This is a genomic window from Pseudomonas sp. FR229a (assembly GCF_030209115.1).
GTDB classification, from domain to species: Bacteria; Pseudomonadota; Gammaproteobacteria; order Pseudomonadales; family Pseudomonadaceae; genus Aquipseudomonas; species Aquipseudomonas moraviensis_A.
In genome coordinates this window covers 1-21,681 of the sequence record NZ_JARVSP010000010.1, presented here as the reverse complement: position 1 = coordinate 21,681, position 21,681 = coordinate 1, and the positions used below count along the sequence as shown (strand labels likewise).

General features: G+C 60.6%; 16 protein-coding genes. 11 read left to right on the top strand and 5 right to left on the bottom strand.

Annotated elements, in window-relative coordinates:
* Nucleotides 1-179 precede the first annotated feature (179 nt).
* Together QRN33_RS09910 and QRN33_RS09905 are read left to right on the top strand one after the other, a co-directional pair.
* Nucleotides 180-1,130 carry a GlxA family transcriptional regulator gene (locus tag QRN33_RS09910; RefSeq protein ID WP_285408337.1) on the top strand — a complete coding sequence of 317 codons (951 nt, stop codon included), beginning with the start codon at nt 180-182 and terminating at the stop codon, nt 1,128-1,130.
* A gap of 90 nt (nt 1,131-1,220) precedes the next feature.
* On the top strand, nt 1,221-2,693 hold the full coding sequence (locus QRN33_RS09905) for an ATP-binding protein (RefSeq protein ID WP_252881696.1): 1,473 nt from the start codon (nt 1,221-1,223) through the stop codon (nt 2,691-2,693).
* Here QRN33_RS09905 and QRN33_RS09900 read toward each other — a convergent pair.
* Together QRN33_RS09900 and QRN33_RS09895 are read right to left on the bottom strand one after the other, a co-directional pair.
* Nucleotides 2,658-5,495, bottom strand: coding sequence for an ATP-binding protein (locus QRN33_RS09900; protein WP_285408292.1), 2,838 nt, complete (start codon nt 5,493-5,495; stop codon nt 2,658-2,660). The genes QRN33_RS09905 and QRN33_RS09900 overlap by 36 nt on opposite strands.
* Nucleotides 5,496-5,629: 134 nt before the next feature.
* Nucleotides 5,630-6,061: a helix-turn-helix domain-containing protein gene (locus QRN33_RS09895; RefSeq protein WP_123418609.1), complete on the bottom strand. Its 432-nt coding sequence runs from the start codon at nt 6,059-6,061 to the stop codon at nt 5,630-5,632.
* A 235-nt stretch (nt 6,062-6,296) separates the two neighbouring features.
* Here QRN33_RS09895 and QRN33_RS09890 point away from each other — a divergent pair, with 235 nt between their 5' ends.
* The 7 genes from QRN33_RS09890 to ycaC all read left to right on the top strand — a co-directional run bounded on the left by QRN33_RS09890 (nt 6,297) and on the right by ycaC (nt 16,455).
* On the top strand, nt 6,297-7,280 hold the full coding sequence (locus QRN33_RS09890; protein WP_502944975.1) for an MBL fold metallo-hydrolase: 984 nt from the start codon (nt 6,297-6,299) through the stop codon (nt 7,278-7,280).
* 54 nt (nt 7,281-7,334) lie between these two features.
* Entirely contained in the window at nt 7,335-8,258 is a 924-nt protein-coding gene (locus QRN33_RS09885) for a LysR family transcriptional regulator (RefSeq protein WP_042609475.1), read from the top strand.
* Nucleotides 8,259-8,371: 113 nt separating this feature from the next.
* Entirely contained in the window at nt 8,372-12,409 is a 4,038-nt protein-coding gene (locus QRN33_RS09880) for an RCC1 domain-containing protein (RefSeq protein ID WP_285408291.1), read from the top strand.
* A 442-nt stretch (nt 12,410-12,851) separates the two neighbouring features.
* Nucleotides 12,852-13,265 (top strand): DoxX family protein, encoded by a 414-nt coding sequence (locus QRN33_RS09875; protein WP_024012430.1) that lies wholly within the window; start codon nt 12,852-12,854, stop codon nt 13,263-13,265.
* Nucleotides 13,258-13,884: an antibiotic biosynthesis monooxygenase gene (locus QRN33_RS09870; protein ID WP_285408290.1), complete on the top strand. Its 627-nt coding sequence runs from the start codon at nt 13,258-13,260 to the stop codon at nt 13,882-13,884. The genes QRN33_RS09875 and QRN33_RS09870 overlap by 8 nt, the downstream gene beginning before the upstream one ends.
* Before the next feature lie 40 nt (nt 13,885-13,924).
* Nucleotides 13,925-15,763 (top strand): amidohydrolase, encoded by a 1,839-nt coding sequence (locus QRN33_RS09865; protein ID WP_042609477.1) that lies wholly within the window; start codon nt 13,925-13,927, stop codon nt 15,761-15,763.
* 68 nt (nt 15,764-15,831) lie between these two features.
* The gene (gene ycaC / locus QRN33_RS09860; protein ID WP_016774080.1) at nt 15,832-16,455 is read left to right on the top strand and encodes an isochorismate family cysteine hydrolase YcaC; all 624 of its coding nucleotides are present in this window, start codon (nt 15,832-15,834) and stop codon (nt 16,453-16,455) included.
* A 210-nt stretch (nt 16,456-16,665) separates the two neighbouring features.
* On the opposite strand, the gene QRN33_RS09855 is transcribed toward ycaC, so the two are convergent.
* Both QRN33_RS09855 and QRN33_RS09850 read right to left on the bottom strand, forming a co-directional pair.
* A complete protein-coding gene (locus QRN33_RS09855) occupies nt 16,666-18,093 on the bottom strand; it encodes a mechanosensitive ion channel family protein (RefSeq protein ID WP_042609478.1) in 1,428 nt (475 codons plus the stop codon).
* Nucleotides 18,094-18,201: 108 nt separating this feature from the next.
* On the bottom strand, nt 18,202-19,224 hold the full coding sequence (locus tag QRN33_RS09850; RefSeq protein ID WP_285408289.1) for an alpha/beta hydrolase: 1,023 nt from the start codon (nt 19,222-19,224) through the stop codon (nt 18,202-18,204).
* A gap of 160 nt (nt 19,225-19,384) precedes the next feature.
* Here QRN33_RS09850 and QRN33_RS09845 point away from each other — a divergent pair, with 160 nt between their 5' ends.
* Nucleotides 19,385-20,284 carry a LysR family transcriptional regulator gene (locus tag QRN33_RS09845; RefSeq protein ID WP_024012435.1) on the top strand — a complete coding sequence of 300 codons (900 nt, stop codon included), beginning with the start codon at nt 19,385-19,387 and terminating at the stop codon, nt 20,282-20,284.
* Here the strand turns inward: QRN33_RS09845 and relB are convergent.
* Nucleotides 20,259-20,567: a type II toxin-antitoxin system RelB family antitoxin gene (relB, locus tag QRN33_RS09840; protein ID WP_350310279.1), complete on the bottom strand. Its 309-nt coding sequence runs from the start codon at nt 20,565-20,567 to the stop codon at nt 20,259-20,261. The genes QRN33_RS09845 and relB overlap by 26 nt on opposite strands.
* A 231-nt stretch (nt 20,568-20,798) precedes the next feature.
* Here relB and QRN33_RS09835 point away from each other — a divergent pair, with 231 nt between their 5' ends.
* Nucleotides 20,799-21,596 (top strand): class I SAM-dependent methyltransferase, encoded by a 798-nt coding sequence (locus QRN33_RS09835; protein ID WP_285408288.1) that lies wholly within the window; start codon nt 20,799-20,801, stop codon nt 21,594-21,596.
* Nucleotides 21,597-21,681: the final 85 nt, after the last annotated feature.

Genomic DNA, 21,681 nt, shown 5'->3' with positions numbered 1-21,681 from the left:
GAGAAGGTTACTGGTTACCGGACAAGGCAATAAGTAGATGGAAATTGAAAGACTGTCCGGCTCAGGTTGACAGTTTTGCGTTATGGTTCACCCATTCGTGTGCGCTGATTACGCCTGAGTTGGCCATAATGCCCGGGTTGCAGCGTGCGTATTTACCCCTGAAATGTGTGATGCCTCCCATGAAAACCGTGGCAATGGTGCTGTTTCCTGACTTTCTGATGCTCGACATGGCCGGGCCGCTGGAAGTGTTTTCAGTCGCCAACCGTTATCTGAAACCGGATTTGCATTATCAGCTGACGACGTTAGGCACAGAGCGCGGGTTGCTGAGGGCGTCCAATGGCGTGCAGGTTCAGGCTGATTTGCACATCGACCATGCCGCCGAGCGCTATGACCTGTTATTGGTGCCCGGCGGACCCGGCGCTTACAACCAGAGATTTCCGGAGCTGTTCACCTGGTTGAAAAACGCCGTGCCGCGCGCCGAACGCTATGGTTCGATTTGCACTGGCGCATTCATCCTCGGTCATGCCTGTCTGCTGGACGGTTATCGCGTCACCACGCACTGGAATTACACCGAGCGGCTGATCAAGGCCTTTCCGAAAACCACGGTGACCACCGATCAGATCTACGTCGAGGATCGTAATCTCATCACTTCGGGAGGCGTTACCGCCGGCATCGACCTGGCACTGGCGGTGGTTGCCCGGGATCACGGCAAGAAAATCGCCCAGGACGTGGCCAAGGTCTTGTTGGTGGTCATGAAGCGCCAAGGCGGACAAGCGCAGTTCAGCCCTTTGATGGCGGCAGTCTCTCCGCAAGAGACGCCCATCACCCGCGCGCAGAATTACGTGCTTGAACACCTGGAAGAAGCTTTCACCGTCGAGCGCATGGCCGGTTTGGCGAACATGAGCGCACGCCACTTCGCGCGTCTGTTTACTCGTGACGTCAACATGACGCCGATGGAGTTCCTGCAGAACGCCCGCATTGACTGCGCGCGAAACCTGTTGGAGACCAGCGATCTGCCCCTCAAAACCATTGCCTATAAAAGTGGCTTCGGCAGTGTCCGGCACATGCGCTCGCTGTTCGCCGAAAAGCTCGGTCTTACACCGTTACAATACCGGGAACAGTTCAGCTAGAGCGGTTCTGTCCGTCTGGCGCAGCCGGATGTCCGTACTGTGTCGGCTGTGGCGGTTGTATCGTCACGCAAGGGTGCCAAGATGTCTGGCATGAATAATCACAACGACACAAACCAGGGTTCGGTGCTGCGTTTTGGCCCCTACGCCTTTCATGTGCGCCAGCGTCTGGTCCTTGAAGGAGAGCAGCCGCTGCGCATGGGCGGGCGCGCCATGGACATTCTGCAGGTGCTGCTCGATAACGCGGGCGAGGTGGTGAGCAAAGAGCAATTGATTGCTCAAGTGTGGCCGACTTCGATCGTCGAAGAGATCAATCTTCGGGTGCACATCGCGGCGTTGCGGCGCGCACTGCGCGACGGCACCAACGGGCAGCGTTACATCGTTCACGTGGCGCAATGCGGCTACAGTTTTGTCGCCCCGGTGCAGCGGCACACAAGTGATGCGCTGCCCACGCCCGTCGCCGCGCTCACGCCTGTGCATAATCTTCCGGCACGACTGACGCCAGTCAGCGGGCGCGATGCCTTGGTCGGTAGTCTGGTTCGACAAATGCCGGTGTGCCGATTGATGACAATTACCGGTGCGCCGGGAGTCGGCAAAACCACTGTGGCATTGCGCGTGGCGGAATTGCTGCTGCAGTACTTTCGCGATGGCGCCTGGTGGGTCGACCTTGCCGGCGTCGAAGATGACATTCCATTGCTCGAGCACCTGTTGCGCACCCTGAACACGGACTTTTTCACCCTGACCGGCCGGCACGCCTTGTTGATACTGGATAACTGCGACCACCAGCGCGACAGCTGCGCGGCTCTGGTAGAAACCCTGTTGCATGCTGCGCCCCGCCTGTCGATTCTGGTCAGCGCCCGCGAAGCCTTGCACGTCGCTCAGGAGACCGTGCATTACGTCCCGCTGTTGGCGATTCCCAAGCGCTCGGCATTGAACACCGTCGAAGAAGCCATGGGCTATCCGGCGGTGCAGTTGTTCGTCAATCGCGCGCGGGCGCGGCAGCATGGCTTCAGTCTGCGTGTACAGGATTTGCCAGGCGTGCGCGAGATCTGCCGTCAACTGGACGGTCTGCCGCTGGCGATCGAACTTGCGGCGGCGCAGATCGATGCGTTGGGCTTGATCGGCTTACAGGCCCAGGTTGAAAACGGTCTGCAGTTGCTTGGCCAAGGCCGGCGCACCGCGGAACCGCGCCATCAGTCGATGGCTGCTGCTATCGATTGGAGCTATCAATGCCTGACAGAAATGGAGCAGCAAGTGCTGCTGCGTCTGTCGGTGTTCAGCACGGGCTTTACTCTGGAGGCCGCACTGAGCGTGATCAGCAGCGTGGATCTGGCCGGTTCCAGGCTGAGCGCGATAATCGAAGGGTTGGCACGCAAATCGTTGCTGATCCAGCAACCGATCCATGCAACGGTCCGCTATTGGATGCTCAACACCGTGCGTCGCTATGCTCGTGATCAATTCGAGCGCAGCGACGACAAGCTCGAACTGGACCATCGCCATGCGCGCTATCTCAGCCGAACGCGCAATGCGTCAGGCCGGGCACTGGTCGCGCAGGCGGTCGAGTAGCCGGCGTACTTTGCACAAGTCCGGAGTGGCGTAGCCTTCGGTGAAGCGCTGGTAGATCGGGTTAAGCAGATCCAGGGCATCGCGGTAGCGCGACTGGCGGTGCCATAACTCTGCGAGGTCCGTGGCGCTGCGCAGTTCCCAGGCCAGCGCGCCTTGGCTTCTGGCGATGGTCAAGGCTTGTTGCAGGGTTTGTTCGGCTTCTCGGGTTTCAGCGGTGTCCGAGAGGGCCGATTCGCGAGCCTGCTCGCGAAGGGGCTTCTCTGAACCCATCAACAATGCCGCCGCGCGCGCGCGCAATATCTCTGCCGCACTCCAACCCGCATCGCCATTGCGCGCTCGCTCAACCAATGCGTCATCCACGAAACGTTCATCCAGCGTAACCATCACCTCCCGGATCAGCCCGCTGCTTTGCGCTGACACGGGCGCGGCATTGTCAGGATCAATGACCTGCGCGTAATGCCGGCCCCAATTATTGAACAGCAACACCGAATGCTTCTGCGACTGCTCCAGCAGCAGCTGCAGCAGCGCGCGGGCGCTTTCGCGGTCGCCGTTGTAGTGAGCGATCAGGCAACTGGCTAGTGCCAGGGTGTAGCAGATCGAGGTGCCGTGGTTGATCTGCACGGCGATGTCCAGCGCCTGCCTTGCGGCGCGCCATGCCTGTTCGGGCAGACCTTGCAGCCACAGCACCCGTGCCAGCACCGTCAACGAGGCTACGCTCTGGTCGTATTGCACGCCAAAACCATGAGTGAAACGATTGAGATGGCCGCTGTGGGCCATGCGTTGCAGCACTTGCTCGGCATGCGCGCGCGCCTGCGGTTGGTCGCCGGCATAATGCAGGGCCAGCACGCGCAAGCGATGTGTGCTCAGCGAGAGCAGTGGCTCGCCGTGCACGCCGATGCGGTCGAATTGCTCACTCTGGGCCAACGCCATGCGGTAATGCCCGCAACTCAGATTGACCGCCATGTGCCCCGATATCGCACGCAACTGACCAGCCAGATCGCCCTGTTCTTCGGCCAATTGGCAGGCATCGATGAAGGCCTGGATGGTTTGTGGCGTACCGCCCCAAGTGTGATAGCTGGCACTGCCGAGCGCCAGTTTCAAGGCGATTTGCAGGCGAGGGCAGGGCGCGGTCGTTTCCTCAAGCAGGCTCAGTGCGCGGCGCACGTAGCGGCTGTAATCGCGCAGCAGCGACAGCTCCTGCCACAACGGCGCCGAAGCGGCTGCCAGTTGAACGCCCAGCTCATCCGGTCCCGGCCCATTGAGGCTCCAGTCCAGCGCCGCACGCAAATCCTCCAGACCCCGGGCATAGCGCTCCAGCCACAGCACGGTCGGGGTGTTGTCCCAATCCGCTTGTGCCTGCTGCATCAAGGTCAGGCAACGCTCGGCGTGGCGTCGGCGGGTTGCACTGAGCTCATCGGCCTGTTCGAGTTTTTCCAGTGCATAGTGGCGGGTGGTGTCGAGCAAGCGGTAGAAAACATCTTCGTCGCCCACTTCGACGCTAAGCAGGGATTTGGCCACCAATTGCGTGATTGCGTTGAATACTGCGCCGGGATCGATCTGTTGGCCGATGACCACTGCCGCCGCCGAGGCGAGAGTGAAGCTGCCGCGGAAAATGCCCAGACGGCGCAGACAGGTTTGCTCACAGACGTTGAGCAGGTTGAAACTCCAGTCCATCGTTGCGCGCAGGGTCAGGTGGCGCTCGGCGCTGCTGTGGTGGCTGGCTGAGAGCGGCGGCAAACCCTCGCGCAACTGTTTGAGCAATCCGTCCATGCCCAATTCGCTGACCTGCGCGGCGGCGAGTTCCAGTGCCAGCGGAATACCGTCCAGGCGCTGGCAGATCTCGATCGCTTGCGGCAGCTCGGCGTGGCTCAGTTGAAAGCTTTCCCGCGCCGCCGTGGCGCGTTCGACGAACAATTGCAGCGCAGCAAAGCCCAGCGCCTGGGCCGGCTCCATCGCGGTCGACATGGACGGGCATTCGAGTGATTCCAGACGCTGCACGAACTCGCCCTCGGCACGCAGGCTCTCGCGGCTGGTCGCGAGGATATGCACCTTGGGCGCGCCGCGCAGAATCTGCTCGCTGAGCGATGCGACCGCATCGATCAGGTGCTCGCAGTTGTCGATCACCAGCAGCATCTGCCGTTCACGCAGGCCATCGACCAGGCAAGCCTGCGCATCGCCTTCAGGCGCGGACAGATCGAGCAGCGTCGCCAGATGCGAGCCGATCAGTGCGGGATCGGCGATGGGCGCCAGATCTACCAGGCGGATGCCGTCGCGATACTGGCCGATCAATTGTTCGGCGACACGCAGGGCGACGGTGGTCTTGCCAATGCCGCCGGGGCCGACCAGGGTGATGCAGCGTCGGCGCGGCAGTTGCGCAATCAAATGATCGACCACCGGCTGGCGGCCGATCATCCGTGTTCGGCGCAGCGGCAGGTTGTGCCTGGCGACGGGCATTGCAGGCTTTTGTTCGATGCTGTCGAGCACAATCGGTGCGACAAAGCTGTAGCCGCGCTGCGCCACGGTGACGATGTAGCGCTGCCCGTTCTGTCCGTCGCCCAGCGCCTTGCGCAGCGCCGCCATGTGCACGCGCAGGTTGATGTCTTCAACGACACTGTCTGGCCAGACGCCAGCCATCAGTTGCTGTTTGCTCACCACTTCGCCGGCGTGGGCCAGCAAAATCAGGAGGATGTCCATCGCCCGCCGTCCCAGGCGCAAAGGCTGTTGGCCTTCAATCAGCAGTCGTTGCCCGGGATGAATCCGATAGGGGCCAAACGCAATGGCCTGATTCGGGGAAAAGCTCAACAGCGCGCTCCTGCGGTAATGCGGCGAACAGGGCGAACCAGTGCCTGGCGCGTGCGCAGGCCGTCTGATCCGGGGTGTCCGGGCATAATCCTCAGGTTTGAGCATCAGTGCAACGGGTGGCGTAACGGCAGCAGTCAAAACACCGCAGGCTGCGTTGCGTTGTTTTTCGGTTTGCCCATGACTCGACAGCGCCAGGCGAACGGATTGATCCCCTCGCTGCGGGTGAACATGTGGCAGAAGTGTGCCTGATCGCAGAACCCGCATTCCAGGCTGATTTGCGTCAGGCTGAGGTCGGTGTGCTGGATCAGCAGCTTGGCCCGGGCCAGACGCTGGGCGCGAATCCAGTCCTGTGGCGACAGGCCGGTGCTGCACTTGAACGCGCGGGAGAAATGACTGCGTGACAGCGAACAGGCGCGGGCCAGTTCAGCCACTTCGAGACTTTCGCCCAAGCGATCGAGAATCAACTGTTTGATCTGGCGTTCGCGCTGTGGACTGAGTCCGCCAGTCGCGTTTTTACGCGGTTCGCAGGCAGGGGCGAGGGCGACGGTTTGCTGTGGATAAGCCATGGCCTAGGTCCGTGTCGGTGGGGAAGGCACGGTCGGCGCATTCCCTCAGGTCAAAAAAGCAACGCTGCGCAGAGGACTTCATTGTTGGGCGAGGGCGTAAGCCTGACGAGTTAATCGTTGTTAATTTCATGGCTCGGGCTGGAACTCAGCACATCCTTGCAAGTCAGCGCCTGGCACTTTGCGCGACGATGTCGATAAAGCGCGGCCGCCGTCCGCCAGGTTCAAGGGGAATGCAATGAAAGTCTTGGTGAAAGCAGCGACGACCGTGGCGGTCATGCTGGCAATGTCCGGCGCGATGGCGCAGGCACCGCAGGTGGGGACTCAGGCGCCGGGTTATTTCCGCTTGGCGGTGGGCGATTACGAAGTCACCGCGCTGTTCGACGGTTACAACGATTTGTCGCCGAAGTTGTTGCAGGGCATGAGCCAGAGCCAGATTCGCGCGCTCCTCGCCCGCCGTTCGATTGAAACCCCCGGCGTGCAGACGGCGTTCAATGCATTCCTGGTCAACACCGGCAGACAGCTGATTCTGGTGGATACCGGCGCCGGGCAGTGCATCGGCGCCACCGCCGGGCAGCTTTCGGCCAACATGCAGGCCGCCGGCTACAAGCTTGAGCAGGTCGACACGATTCTCTTGACGCACCTGCACCTCGATCACGTCTGTGGTCTGGTCGATGCAGAGAAAAAACCGCTGTTCGCCAACGCCACCGTGTATGCGGCCAAGGCCGAGGCCGACTACTGGCTCGATCCTGCTGCACTGGCCAAGGCTCCGGCCGGCGCCAAGGAGTTTTTCAAAATCGCCCAGGATTCCACCGCGGCCTACGTTGCCGCCGGTCGCTTCAAGACTTTCGCCCCCGGGCAGTCGCCGCTGCCAGGCTTGGTCGAAGCCACCCTCGAAGCCGGGCACACGCCGGGCAGCACGACGTACCGCTTCACCTCGCAGCAGCAGAGCATCGTGTTCATGGGCGATCTGGTGCACAACCTGGCGGTGCAGTTTTTGCACCCGGAAGTGTCGATCGGTTTTGACGTCAACAGTCAGCAAGCGATCAGCAGTCGTCAGGCCGTGTTCAGTGCCGCGGCAGCAAGCAAGACCTGGGTGACCGCAGCACATCTGCCGTTCCCGGGCATCGGCCACATCACCGCCGAGGGCAAACATTTCCAGTGGGTACCGGTGGAGTACGGCCCGTACAAACGCGCGGCGAAAGTGCCATTGATCGAGTAAAGTGCCCAGCGCCAGTGGCAAAAAGCGTCTGACACCGATAAGGAAACCACGCCCATGAACCGTAACGATCTGCGCCGCGTCGACATGAACCTGCTGGTGATTTTCGAAGCGCTGATGTTCGAAAAGAACCTGACCCGCGTCGCCGAAAAACTGTTCATGGGCCAGCCCGCGGTCAGTGCGGCGCTGGGCCGCTTGCGCGATCTGTTCGACGACCCGTTGCTGCTGCGCAACGGTCGCGGCATGGAGCCGACGGCGCGGGCGCTGGCGATCCTCAAGGAGCTGCAACCGGCGATGGACGTGATTTCCGGTGCGGTCAGCCGCGCCAAGGAATTCGAACCGGCGAGCAGTTGCGACGTGTTCCGCATCGGTCTGTCGGACGACGCCGAGTTCGGTCTGTTTCCACCGCTGTTGCGCCAGCTCCAGCAGGAGGCGCCGGGAATTGTCGTGGTGGTGCGCCGCGCCAACTACCTGTTGATGCCGGCGTTGTTGGCTTCGGGGGAAATCTCCGTGGGTGTCAGCTACACCACGGATCTGCCCGCCAACGCCAAGCGCAAGAAGCTGCGCGACATCCCCTGCAAAGTGCTGCGCGGCGATGATCGTCCGGGGCCGCTGACGCTGGACGAATATTGCGAGCGTCCGCACGCGATGGTGTCGTTCTCGGGTGACCTGAGCGGCAATATCGACCTCGATCTGGCGAAGATCGGCCGCTGCCGCCGGGTGGTTCTCGGTGTGCCGCAATTCAGTGGCTTGCGTGCCTTGCTCGCCGGTACCGAGATGATCGCCACCGTGCCGGATTATGCGGCCTGTGCACTGGTCGAAGGCTGCGCCCTGCGTGCCGAAGATCCGCCATTCCCGATTGATGCCGCGCAGTTGTCGATGGCGTGGAGCGGGGTGCACGACAACGACCCGGCGGAGAAGTGGCTACGCTCGCGCATCAGCCAGTTCATGGCGGCACCGCTGGACATACCGTCACCTTGAGCCCTCCGTTCGTCGGAAACTGCTCTGCACCTGTCAGATGTGACAGGTGACGATTTACTGTTTCTGACTGTTAATCACTCCGTCGCCTAATCCCTCGGCAGGAGTGTTTTGTCATGCTTTTGAAACTCAAGAAACACGTCGCAACGCTGGCACTTCCTGACCCGGATATCACCGGTCGCATGCTTCCCATCCTTCCTTCGGGAGAGTGGGGGATCAATCGGGCTGCGGCGCAAGGGATCTATCCGGACGATGGATTGCAGGTCTACCTCAGCCCATGGGCGACCAAGAATAAAGGCGACCTGGTGGTGCTCAGGAAAGGCTCTGTCGAGGTGGATCGGTACACCATTCGTGATCAATCAGAATCTGATCAGCGTGCGACCCTGTTCGTTGCTCCACGGCATCTTGCTTCGGGATCCCATGAAATCGACTATTGGGTAAAGCGTTTAGGCCTGGATCCCGCCGAGACGTACGCGCCGCCATTGAAAATATTCGTCAAGCTGGAAATTCCCGGCGGACAGGATACGGAGGAGGGGCCGGGGCATTCCAATCTATACATGTTCATCCCGCCGGAGTTTGTCTCTGGTGGAGTTGACAGCGGGAACGCTCCGCCGAAGGAGGATCCGGATGATCCGGATCCGACAGTAGGTTTGCCTATCGTCATTCGAAACGCATCCGGTAGCGGCGAACCCTATCCTGGTATTGCCGTGGGCGATCAAGTTCAGCTCAGTTGGGGGGGCATTCTGATCTTGTCCGACCCGGTGACGGCGGAGCAAATCAGTGATCCGGTGAAGAATCCCATCACTGTTTACGTCAAGCGGGCAGTTATAGAAAAGGCAGGTGATACCGATGAGGTGGGCCTGGCCGTGAGCTTTCGCGTGCGGGATATCGTCCACAATTATTCGGAGGACTGGTGTAGAGAAACCCGGATCAGGGTTTCGCTCAACACCAATCGGCTGGTTGCCCCTATTGCCAAGGATGCGCTCAACAATGTCGTGGACCTTGACCGGTTGGGTGATAAAAACGTCGTTGTCCAGGTCTGGGCAACTTCGAGCGAATTCAAACATCAGGACTGGATTGAAGTAAAAGTCAGCGGTACCACAGTGGACAGTCAAACCGTCACGTTCACTGCGCCCAGGCAGGAGGTCGACAATCTTCCCCACACCTATGAATTCGATTTCGAAAATGCCGATCTGCGCAGGCTTGTCGGAACCCAGGTGATTTTTTCTTATGAGGTCAAGCGTGAAGGAACTTCCGATCTGCAATCCAAAGGTCAGTTCGTGCAAGTCAACGGTGAGGCCACGCGCCTGGATGCCCCTGTTGCTGAGGATGAAAACCAGGGTGCCATTGAACCTGACCTGGAATATACCCGGGTTCTGATTCGCTCTGATTCGGCGTTCAACTATGGCGATGCGTTTGAACTGGTGTGGTTCGGTAAACGTTCGGAAGGCAGCGTCTATGTCCCGGAATTCGAAAGGTATATACCGAGCCGGGAGGAAATCGCCGACCCGATCGGTTTTTTCCTCACTGTCGAAGGCTTGCACTTGAAGTCCATTGAGGGCGGAACACTGGTGTTGTCATATGTCCATCTGAGTGTGGATGGGAGCGGCGCCATTGTCAGGCGTGTGTCACGTCCCGCGGCAACGCTGAGCGTAGGCGAGCGAAAATTCGAGTTGGTTAAACCGATCGTGCTCGGAGAAAGCAATGGCTCACTGGAGCCTGCTGATTTACCCAACGGCGTTGGTCAGCTGACTGTTCCCAAACCCATCGTCACACCGACGAAACGCGGCGATAAGGTGACTTACAAATGGGATGGGGAACAATCAGGCAAGACCGGCGACTCCATCGACATTACTGCGCTCAACGAGAACAGCGACGTGCCATTCCGGCTCAGCGACAAGTTTGTGGCCGAGCATATCGAGCCCAATCGCGGTGCCAAGATCACGGCCAGTTACGAAATCTGGCGCAAAGAAACTGACACGATCAGTCATTCCAACCCCCTCGTGTTCTCCGTCGGCGAGTCCACACAATTGCTGGATCCGGCCCGCGTTGTGCAGGCGGCCGATGACATACTCGATCCGGCCAATACTCCAGACGGAGCGACAGTCGAGATACCGGCCAATGATCCCGAGAATGCCGGCGATCACTTCTATATGACCTGGACATCATCGGATGGAGTGGTCAATCACACCGATGACAAAGCGGTCAGTGGCAACAACAAGGGCAAGCCGATCGAGTTCACTGTTGACCTGTCCGTTGTGCAGGCCAGCTTGAACAAAAAAGTGACTATCGATTATCGGGTCGAGTTGTTTGACGGCGGCGAGGCCGACGGCAAACCTTATGACTTCAACGTGCAAGCGCAAGAGATCCGGCTACCGGTTGCCACCTTCAGGGAAGCCACGGGGACACAGAAGGATCAGTTGAACCCGGACGATGTCTACCCCAGCGGCGCGACGGTGGTGATCCCGGCCACCGCGCAATTGAAGACCGACGATGAAGTTACCGTGACCGTGGTCGGTAAAACCTCCACTCCTTACACCCACAGGGTTCTGGCAGCAGAGGCCGACAAAGAACTCAGCGTGATCAAGGTGGCCCACACGGTCATCAGCGCCAACCTCGATGACAGCATCGCGTTGAGTTATGAGGTCAAGCGCAAGGCGGGAGGGACCGATGGCCCGTCGACGCCGACGGTTTACGATGTTCGCCGGGTTATTGGCAGCGGTACCTTGAAGATCATGGGGGCGCGCTATAACCGCAGTACTTATCGCGCGTCCAGTGCCACGCGTGTGCTGAGCGCATTCAACGCCACCACGGGGCAGCCGCTGCAAGCGCAGTGGAAGTACGCTTCGGACACAGAGTGGATGACCGCTGCCATCTGGCGCGACACCGCACCGCAGCAGCTGCTGCAGGTGCGCACTGCCGATGATCTGGTCACGCTCAACTCGGCGAATATCATTGGCAACGGGATCGACACCACGGTCACTGGTTTCGCTGCTTTCGTCGCTCACCGGGATGTCGGGGATGTCGCCGGTTGGGGCAACGCTGCTTACGGCGCCGATATTCCTCCGACCATTATCACCATGGATGACATCGTTGAGGTGAGCTGCACGCGCAGCGCTTATGCGGCTCGCCGCGCCAATAGTGCAGTTGTCGCCTGGGGAACCGCCGCCGAGGGCGGAAGCATGAGCGGTATAGATCCGCTGGGTTTTGTCGAAGTCATCGGTAATGCGACCGCGTTCACCGGGTTGAAGACGACCGGGCAGGTGGTTGCCTGGGGCACACCTGACGATGGAGGTAGTATTCCCATAGAGATCAGCGCGCTGACGGATATTGTACGAGTGGTGGCGGCGGGTCAGGCTTTTGCAGCAAAACGATCCGCCGGGAATGTTGTGGCTTGGGGCTTGGCGGCAAATGGTGGGGTGGTTCCCGGTGAAATTGCAGGCCTCACCGATATCGACAATCTGATCGGCAGCTATGGTGCCTTTGCCGCGCATCGTGGCAATGGGCGACTTGTCGGCTGGGGCGACGCCACCTATGGCGGCGTTGTGCCGGCTGAAATTGCGTCTCTGACCGACATCATCGAATTGAGCTGCGCCAATGCGCAGGCCTTCGCTGCAAGGCGTGCCACCGGGCAGGTGGTGGCGTGGGGAACGGCCGCGTATGGCGGGACGATCGACGCGCTGATTGGCGGGCTCACGGACATTGTCGAGGTCAGTTCCACCTGGCGCGCATTCGCAGCGCGCCGAGGCAACGGTCATGTAGTGGCATGGGGCACTCCCGCGGAGGGTGGTCTGGTGCCTGCCGAAATCGCGGCGCTCGATGACATTGTTCAGGTGTGTGGTTCCTCCATGGCTTTCGCCGTGTTGCGCAAGAACGGCACAGTGGTCGCCTGGGGGGATGCGACCGTAGGTGGCGACACCTCGACGGTCGTCACCGAGCTGACTCAGGTACAAGCGCTATACGACAACACTCATGGATTTACTGCGCTCACCGCTGACGGCCGCGTCGTGACCTGGGGACATGCCGATGGCGGCGGGGACAGCAGCGCCGTACAGGAGCGGCTGAGGGGCAAGGTGTCTTATCACGCTACACCGACCTCCAGAGGCCGGGCACTTCTGGCCAGTCGCTGGGCCGAGCTGAATACCGAGCGATGAACGCTTGCCCTTGAGCCTTGCTTCAACCCGGGAACACGGCGCTCGACCGAGCGCCGTGTGAGGTCTCACCCTGCACAAAACAACAAACATCCCGCTCAAACCGTCAGTAGACGAAGCGGAGAACGATGTACTCGATCCTGCAAACATTCCGGCCAAAGGCGTGACGGTCAGAATCAAACCTTATGACGGCATGGCCTACCGTGATTATGTGTAAAGGACACGTATTGGCAGGGCCTCGGGGTTAGCGCGACTCAAGTGAAGCGGTGCGTCATTCAAAGTATTTTTCGACTGACCTGACGCCTTCGCGAGCAGGCTCGCTCCCACCTTTGTTTGTCGTTGGCGGCAGACGGTCTGGGCATGGAAAGCAACTAAGCACACCCATCCAATTTCTCCCGCCCCGGCCTTGGCATCATTCCCTCAATGACATTCAAAGGGTCGGGTCATGATTGCTACGAGGGATGAACAGGCGCGCGACATCGGGTTGCTGTTCCTGCGGGTCAGCGGCGGGTTGTTTCTGTTGTGGGTGCACGGCTTGCCCAAGCTGCTGGACTTCACCGCGCAGTTGCAACTGATCGAAGATCCGTTTCACCTCGGCGCCCACCTGACCCTGATCCTGGCGATCTTCGCCGAAGTCCTCTGCCCCCTACTGATCGTCGCCGGCGTGCTGGCGCGATTGGCCTGCTTGCCTATTCTCTTTGTGCTGCTGGTGGCGTTGCTGGTCGTGCATCCGCAATGGAGTGTGGCTGAAGGGCAGTTCGGCTGGTTGCTGTTGATTCTTTTCACCACTGTATTGATCGCTGGGCCTGGACGGCTGGCGATTCCTGTTCGTTTGCCCGGAGTGCTGCGTTATGCCTGAAGTCCTTAATCAACAAGCACCGGGGGCCGATGAGACTGTCACGTTGATCATCAAACACTCGGTCAAGGCCGGTTTCGAATCAGCGTATGAAGCGTGGCTGCGCAACATCGTGCGCGTTGCCGGGCAGCGCGAAGGGCATCTGGGTGTGGACGTGGTGCGTGGCAAGCGCGGGCGTCTGGATTTTTACACTTGCGTGCTGCGCTTCAGCTCCACCGAGGCCATGCAGGGTTGGCTGGAATCCTCCGAGCGTCAGGCGCTGGTCGCCGAAGCTGCGCCGATGCTGGCCGACGGTGATCAGACTGAAGTCGCCCCGGTCAACGAGTTCTGGTTCTCGCCCCTGGCCGATGCCGCTTCGCCGCCGCCGCGCTGGAAGCAGGCCGTGGTTTCGCTGCTGGTGATTCTGCCGCACACCTTGCTGGTGCCGCTGATCTGGGGGCCGCTGCTGGCGCTGCATCCGCTTCTGTCCAACTACGTGGTCGCCACGTTGCTGATCACCCTGACCATCGTCCTCTCGGTGGTGTACGTGGTAATGCCGCCAGTCACCCGTTTGTTCACCCCGTGGCTGGAAGCCAGCCAGGCCCATGAACACCTCGATTCCCAAGAAACCTCGCCGCGTTGAGCGGGGTTTGCTTCTTTTCACTTTTGCTTGAGGAACTGCGATGAGCGCCGATCTGATTTTATTCAATGGCCAATTTCATACCGTAGACCGGGAAAAACCACTGGCCAGCGCCGTGGCAATCAAGGACGGCCGCTTCGTTGCCGTCGGTAACGATGCCGAGGCCATGGCCCTCAAGGGCAGCGCCACGCAAGTGGTCGACATGAAAGGCCGCTGCGTCATTCCTGGCCTCAACGACTCGCACCTGCACCTGATTCGCGGCGGTTTGAATTACAACCTCGAACTGCGCTGGGAAGGCGTGCCGTCGCTGGCCGACGCGCTGCGCATGCTCAAGGATCAGGCCGATCGCACCCCGACCCCGCAGTGGGTGCGCGTGGTCGGTGGCTGGAACGAATTCCAGTTCGCCGAAAAACGCATGCCGACCCTGGAAGAAATCAACCAGGCGGCGCCGGATACCCCGGTGTTCATCCTGCACCTCTACGACCGTGCGCTGCTCAACCGCGCCGCTCTGCGCGTGGCCGGTTACACCCGCGACACGCCGAACCCGCCAGGTGGCGAGATCGTCCGTGACAGCAACGGCAACCCGACCGGCATGCTGGTTGCGCGGCCGAACGCGATGATTCTCTACTCGACACTGGCCAAGGGGCCGAAGCTGCCGCTGGAATATCAGGTCAACTCGACCCGCCAGTTCATGCGCGAACTCAATCGTCTCGGCCTGACCAGTGCGATCGACGCCGGCGGTGGTTTCCAGAACTATCCGGACGATTACCAAGTGATCGAGCAACTGGCCAAAGACGACCAGTTGACCGTACGCATCGCCTACAACCTGTTCACCCAGAAGCCGAAAGAAGAGCTGACCGATTTCCAGAACTGGACCGGCAGCGTCAAATTGCATCAGGGCGACGACTACCTGCGCCACAACGGCGCCGGCGAGATGCTGGTGTTTTCCGCCGCCGACTTCGAAGACTTCCTCGAACCGCGCCCGGACCTGCCGCAGACCATGGAGCAGGAGCTGGAGCCGGTGGTGCGCCACTTGGTCGAGCAGCGCTGGCCTTTCCGTCTGCACGCCACCTACAACGAATCGATCAGCCGCATGCTCGACGTGTTCGAGAAGGTCAATCGCGACATTCCGTTCAATGGTCTGCCGTGGTTCTTCGACCACGCCGAAACCATCACCCCGCAAAACATCGAGCGCGTGAAGGCGCTGGGCGGTGGCATCGCGATTCAGGATCGCATGGCGTTCCAGGGCGAATACTTCGTCGATCGCTACGGCAAGCAAGCCGCGGAAGCCACGCCACCGATCAAGCGCATGCTCGCTGAAGGCGTGCCGGTCGGCGCCGGCACCGACGCCACGCGCGTATCGAGCTACAACCCGTGGACCTCGCTGTACTGGATGGTCAGCGGCCGCACTGTTGGCGGTCTGGCCCTGTACGAAGAAGGTCTGCCACGCAGCACCGCGCTGGAACTGTTCACCCACGGCAGCGCCTGGTTCTCCTCGGAGCAGGGCAAGAAGGGCCAGATCCGCGTCGGTCAACTGGCTGACCTGGCCGCGCTGAGCGCGGACTTCTTCAGCGTCGAAGAAGAAGCGATCAAGTGGATCGAGTCGGTGATGACCGTGGTCGGCGGCAAGATTGTCTACGCCGCCGGCGACTTCGAAGACCTCGGTCCGCGTTCGATTCCGGTGCTGCCGGACTGGTCGCCGGTGGTCAAGGTTCCGGGCCACTGGCGCCCGAACTCGCCACTCCAGGCGCAGGTTCACCAGTGCAGCGGGCCGTGCGCCGTGCACACCCACAGCCATGAAAAAGCGCGGATGTCGAATGCACCCGTCAGCGACTTCGCCGGTTTCTGGGGCGCGTTCGGCTGTTCCTGCTTCGCGTTCTGAGTTCGAAAAAGGCGCCGGTCATCAGGGCCGGCGCTTCACGCAACAACCATCCATCCAGGAGTTTTGCCATGAGCGTTCCTTACAAGCGTCTGAACAAAGATGATGCCGTCGTCCTGCTGGTCGATCACCAGACCGGTCTGATCTCGCTGGTGCAGGATTTCTCGCCGAACGAGTTCAAGAACAACGTGCTGGCACTGGGCGACATCGCCAAGTTCTTCAAGCTGCCGACCATTCTGACCACCAGCTTCGACGCAGGTCCGAACGGCCCGATCGTGCCCGAGCTGCTCGAGCAATTCCCCGACGCGCCATTCATCCAGCGTCCAGGCCAGATCAACGCCTGGGACAACGAAGACTTTGTCAAAGCGATCAAGGCCACCGGCCGCAAGCAACTGATCATCGCTGGTGTCGTGACCGACGTCTGCGTAGCTTTCCCGACCCTGTCGGCGATTGCTGAAGGCTTCGAAGTGTTCGTCGTGACCGATTCGTCGGGTACCTTCAATACCACCGTGCAACAAGCGGCGTGGGCGCGGATGTCCGCCGCCGGTGCCCACCTGATGAACTGGTTCGCTGTGGCTTGCGAGCTGCAGGGCGACTGGCGCAACGACATGGAAGGCCTGGCGCACCTGCTGTCCGAGCGTCTGCCTAACTATCGCAACCTGATCAACAGCTACACCAAGTTCACCGCCAAGTAATTTGGTCGAACGTCAAAAGCCCCTCACCCTAGCCCTCTCCCGGAGGGAGAGGGGACTGACGGCGTTGTTTGCTAGAGTTGCATCGACCTGCAATACCGAGCCGAGCTCCGCTCTTGAAACGCATGGAGATCGGCTCCCTTTCCCCCTCGCCCCCTTGGGGGGAGAGGGCTGGGGTGAGGGGGGTAAGCTTTTGATTTTCAAGCCCTCGAATCAGCGCTTCTGCAACCAACCTAAGAACCCGCCTTTTTTCACCGCCACCGGTTTGGCCATCAACGCGAGGCGACTGTTCTGCTGACGCACCGCCTGCAACTTGTTCAAGGCCCGGCCGACTTCGCTGCGCTTGTCCATGCACTCACGGGTCAACTGCTTGTCGAGGCGATAGATGATGCTCGACGTCAGCGCCGTGAACGTCGCCTGCGACGGCGTATCGGCGAGGATGCTCTGCTCACCCATGACTTCGCTCGGCCCCATGCGTCCGGCCTCGGTCTGACCATTGCCGTCCGGCACCGTCGCGCTGACCACGCCCGTGGCAATCACGAACAGGCTGTCCGGCACTTCGTCCAGATCCAGCACCACCTGACCCGCCGTGTACTGTTGCGCAACCATCGACTCAGCGAGGCGATCGCGTTCTTCACTGCTCAGCGAGCGGAAAATCTTCACCTCATCCAGCAACGCACGAGCACGGCTCGACGGTTCGATTACGCCGTCGGGATGGCGCGAAATGCCCGCCGCTTCGAGATGGCGGTGGGCGAGGTCGAACAGCTGATTGCGCACTTCGCTCTTCTTGCCCAGCTCGGCAATGAAACCGCTGGCGACGTACTCGGACATGGTTTCGCCAGCCTCTTTGAGCACGGCTTTCGGCGCCGGGCTGAGCAACAGCGAACTGCTGCCCTGCAAGGTGCGATCAAGGGCGTCGAGCACCCGTCGCGGACGAATGTGGTTGGGCACCTGGATGCTGATCGACACGCCGTGCATGTTGCTCGGCCGACTGAGGTTGACGATCTTCGCCTTGGCCGCCACCGAGTTCGGTACCACCGCCATGGTGCCGGCGCTGGTCAGCAGGTGCGTGGCGCGCCAGTCGATATCGAAGACCTTGCCTTCGACGCCGTCGATCATCACCAGATCGTCCACCTGATAGGGCTTGGTGGTGTTGAGGACGATGCCGGAAAACACATCGGCGAGAGTGCTCTGCAGGGCCAGACCGACAACGATGGCGACCACCCCGGAGGTGGCCAGCAGGCCTTTGACCGGCAGCTCCAGCACGTAGCCGGCCGCCGCAACAATGGCGACCAGAAACACCAGCGCACCGATGACGTCTTGCAGCAAGCGACCGCTGTGACCGATGCGGCGCATCAGCGCCAGGCCAATCACTTCGGTCAGCACCCGTGCTGCGTACAGCCACCAAAGAATCCCCAGCGCCGTCGCTCCCAGTTGTGCCACGCGATCATCAGCGAATATCGGAGCCTGCAACGGGCTGACACCGGCATTGATCACCAGCGCGCTGAATGCCAGAAACAGCGCCAGACGCACACCGACTCGCGGCGCGCGATGGGTGAAGGGCGAGAAATGCCAGAGTGCCGCGTCGAGCAGCAACAGCACGGCACTCCAGGACAGCAGGTGGGCGTAGAAAAGAGTCATGACCGGTACTCCGCGACGCTAGTGAGAAAAAAGATCGCAGCCTGCGGCAGCTCCTACCGGAAATGGTATTCCAGGGTAGGCGCTGCCGAAGGCTGCGATCTTTTGCGGTTAAGGCTGCAAGTGGGTTTTAAGTTCAGCCGCAGCCTGACGCACCGCCGCTTTGACTTCCGCAATCTCGCTCAGCGGATTGAGCAGGCCGAAGTCATGAATCATCCCGTTGTAACGCACCGAGGTCACCGCCACACCGGCTGCATCCAGATGCCGCGCATAGCCTTCCCCTTCGTCACGCAGCACGTCGAACTCGGCGGTCTGCACCAGCGCAGCGGGCAGGCCCTTGAGCTGTTCGGCGCTGGCGTTGAGCGGCGAGGCGTGGATCTGCGCACGCTCGGCCGGGTTGGTGGTGTAGTTGTCCCAGAACCACTGCATCATGCCCTTGGTGAGGAAGTGACCCTCGGCAAATTGCTGGTAAGAGCCGTCGTCGAATTGCGCGTTGGTCACCGGCCACATCAGCAGTTGGAAGCGCAGCGCCGGGGCTTTCTGTTCCTTGGCCATCAACGCCACGACCGCCGCCATGTTGCCGCCGACGCTGTTGCCGGCCACCGCCAGACGCTTGCCATCGACACCGATGTCCTTGCCGTGTTCGGCCACCCATTTCGTCGCGGCGTATGCCTGATTGATCGCGGTCGGGTACTGCGCTTCCGGCGACGGCGTGTAATCGACATACACCGCAACAGCGCCGGAGCCGACCACCAGATCACGGATCAAACGCTGGTGCGTCGGGAAGTCACCCAGCACCCAGCCGCCACCGTGGAAGAACATGAACACCGGCAACTCGCCTTTGACCTTGGCCGGGCGCACCACTTTCAGGTTGATGGTCTGGCCGTCGACCTTGATAGCTTTGTCGCTGACTTCCACACCGGACAGATCAACCTTCACCGAAGCCTGCGCACCGGTCAGGACTGCACGGGCGTCCTTTGGGCTCAGCTGTTCCAGCGGGCGACCACCGCCAGCGGCGAGGGCGTCGAGGAATGCCTGAGTGTTGTGTTCGACGCCGGGACTGCCAGCGGCAAAAGCGCTGCTGACCGACAGGGCGAGGAGGGAGGCGGCGAGGGTTTTCTTGACGATGTTCATAGGTGGAAATCCTTTTGAATAATTTTGATTGTTTGCCTGAGTTTCGGGCTGCTGTGGCACTGGGTTTGCGGCCTCAGCAACACCGTGAGCACAGATTAATGGGCTGCTGAAAAGCGAAAAAGCGGCTATAAAGCGTTTAACTGTCCACCAGAGAGTGACAATGAACCCGTTTGAAGACATGCGTATTTTTTGCCAGGTCATGGACTCCGGCAGCTTCACCGCCGCGGCTGATCAGTTGGGCCTGTCCAAGCAGTTCGTCAGCCGCCGTCTGATGCAACTGGAAGAGCGCCTCGGGGTGCGCTTGTTGAATCGCTCGACCCGCCGCCTCGACGTCACGCCGCTGGGGCAGAGCTATTACGAATCGGCGCTGCGTTTGCTCGGCGAGGTGGAGCAGGTCGAGCAGGGCATCGCCGGCGAAACCGCCGAGCCGCGCGGCACGATCCGCCTGAGCGCGCCGCTGTCGTTTGCCGTGGCGCATCTGGGTTGTCTGTTGCCGCTGTTCTTGCAGCGGTACCGTGAGGTCACCGTCGAAGTCGACTTGAGCGATCGCCCGGTCGACTTGCTCGGCGAGGGCTATGACCTGGCCCTGCGCATCGGCGTGCTGGAAGACTCGACACTGATCGCCCGACGCATTGCCAGCATCGAACGGGTGTACTGCGCCAGCCCGGCGTACCTTGCCGAACGCGGCACGCCACTCAAACCCGAAGACCTGCACAGCCACGACTGCCTGCCTTACGGCCACGGGCGCTCGGTGCAATGGCGCTTCAACGAAGCACCGGGCAAACCGCTGCTGATCAACGTCACCGGGCGCATGCGGGTGAACAACGGCGAACTGCTGCGGGACGCGGCGGTGCAGGGGATGGGGATTACTTATCTACCGACCTTCATCGTCGGCGCGGCGCTGAAGGACGGGCGGCTGGTGCCGGTGCTGGATGATCTACGCCCGGAGCCATTGACCTTGTCGGCGGTTTATCCGCAGCATCGCCAGGCTTCGCGGCCGGTGCAGGCGCTGGTGGAGTTTTTGCGCGAGCGGCTTAACCAGAGTCATGTGAATCTTTGATAGTGGGACTTTCAGGGAACTGGCGCTTTTCGATTGAGCGAATGGATTCGATCAAGGCATGCATGTCCGCCATCACGTCCTCATGGGGGAGGCTCGGATGGGGATCATCTCTGGACGCCTGCACCTTGGCTCGCAACCAGCGATCATGACTGGCAGCCTGCTCGTCGCTTTCAAACCCTGAATCGACGGGGAAGATTTTGCTGTCCATAGTGCCTCCGAGGTCAATGCCTGGCAGTCCAGTCGGTACAGGGATTGCTGTCGTCGTTGTCTGGATGAACTGCATCTTGGTCGAGCTCCATGAGTATCTGTAGTTCGACAAATCCTAGACTGAGCGCTTCCGACGGCCAACCGACGGAAGATGTAGGAAAACGGTTGGGGTTTCCCGAGTTTCTTCCTTTTTCTGTAGGACTCGCTGTTTCGCGCCGTGTTGCGGGCTTACAACATTGCAACAATCGCCACTCCGGGTCTGTTCTAGACTCAGGCCGCTCAATCACGAGCCTCACCGGAGTGCGCCATGGAAGTGCCCAACCCCAAAACCGCCATCGAAAGCAATCGTCAGGCGTGGAACGATTCCGCCCGCCATCATCAGGATTCACCGGACTGGCAGGCATTGCTCCGCGATGTCGTGCAGGCGGAGTTTTGCTGTCTCGATGACACCTTGCGCGGCTTGTTGGAAGTCGACGGTAAAGACGTGATTCAACTGGGCTGCAATAACGGTCGGGAAAGCCTGTCGCTGTTTGCGCTGGGTGCGCGCAGTGTGGTCGGCGTGGATCAATCGGCAGCCTTTCTTGCACAGGCCCGCGAGCTGAACAGCCGCTCGCCGCACGATGCTGAGTTCATCGAAAGTGATATCCACCGTCTCCCCGCGTCACTGCATAACCGATTCGACGTCGCCCTGATCACCATCGGGGTACTCAACTGGATGCCTGACATCGGCGAATTCTTCCGTCATGTCGCGCAGGTGCTGAAGCCGGGCGGCAAACTGGTGATCTACGAAACACATCCGTTTCTGGAGATGGTTGACCCGCAAGCAGATGATCCTTTGCGCCTCGTCAGCTCGTATTTCCGTGCCGAGCCATTTGTGCAGGAAGAGCCGATCGTTTATGTAGGAAAAGTCGAGCAACCGGCGGCAAAGTCGTACTGGTTCGTGCACACGCTGGGCGCGATCTTCAGCGGCGCCATTGGAGCGGGGCTGAGCATTGTGGACTTTCAGGAGTATGCGCATTCGAATCGGGAAGAGGTGTATGACTGCTACCTGAACCAGCAGGCGCAGATGCCGATGTGCTTTAGCCTGGTGGCGAGCAAGGTCTGAGAGTCATTGTCGCGACGACGGGCCTCTTCACGAGCAGGCTCGCTTGTATGGTTAGACTTGAAGGGGTGGTGGGACGAACAGTTCG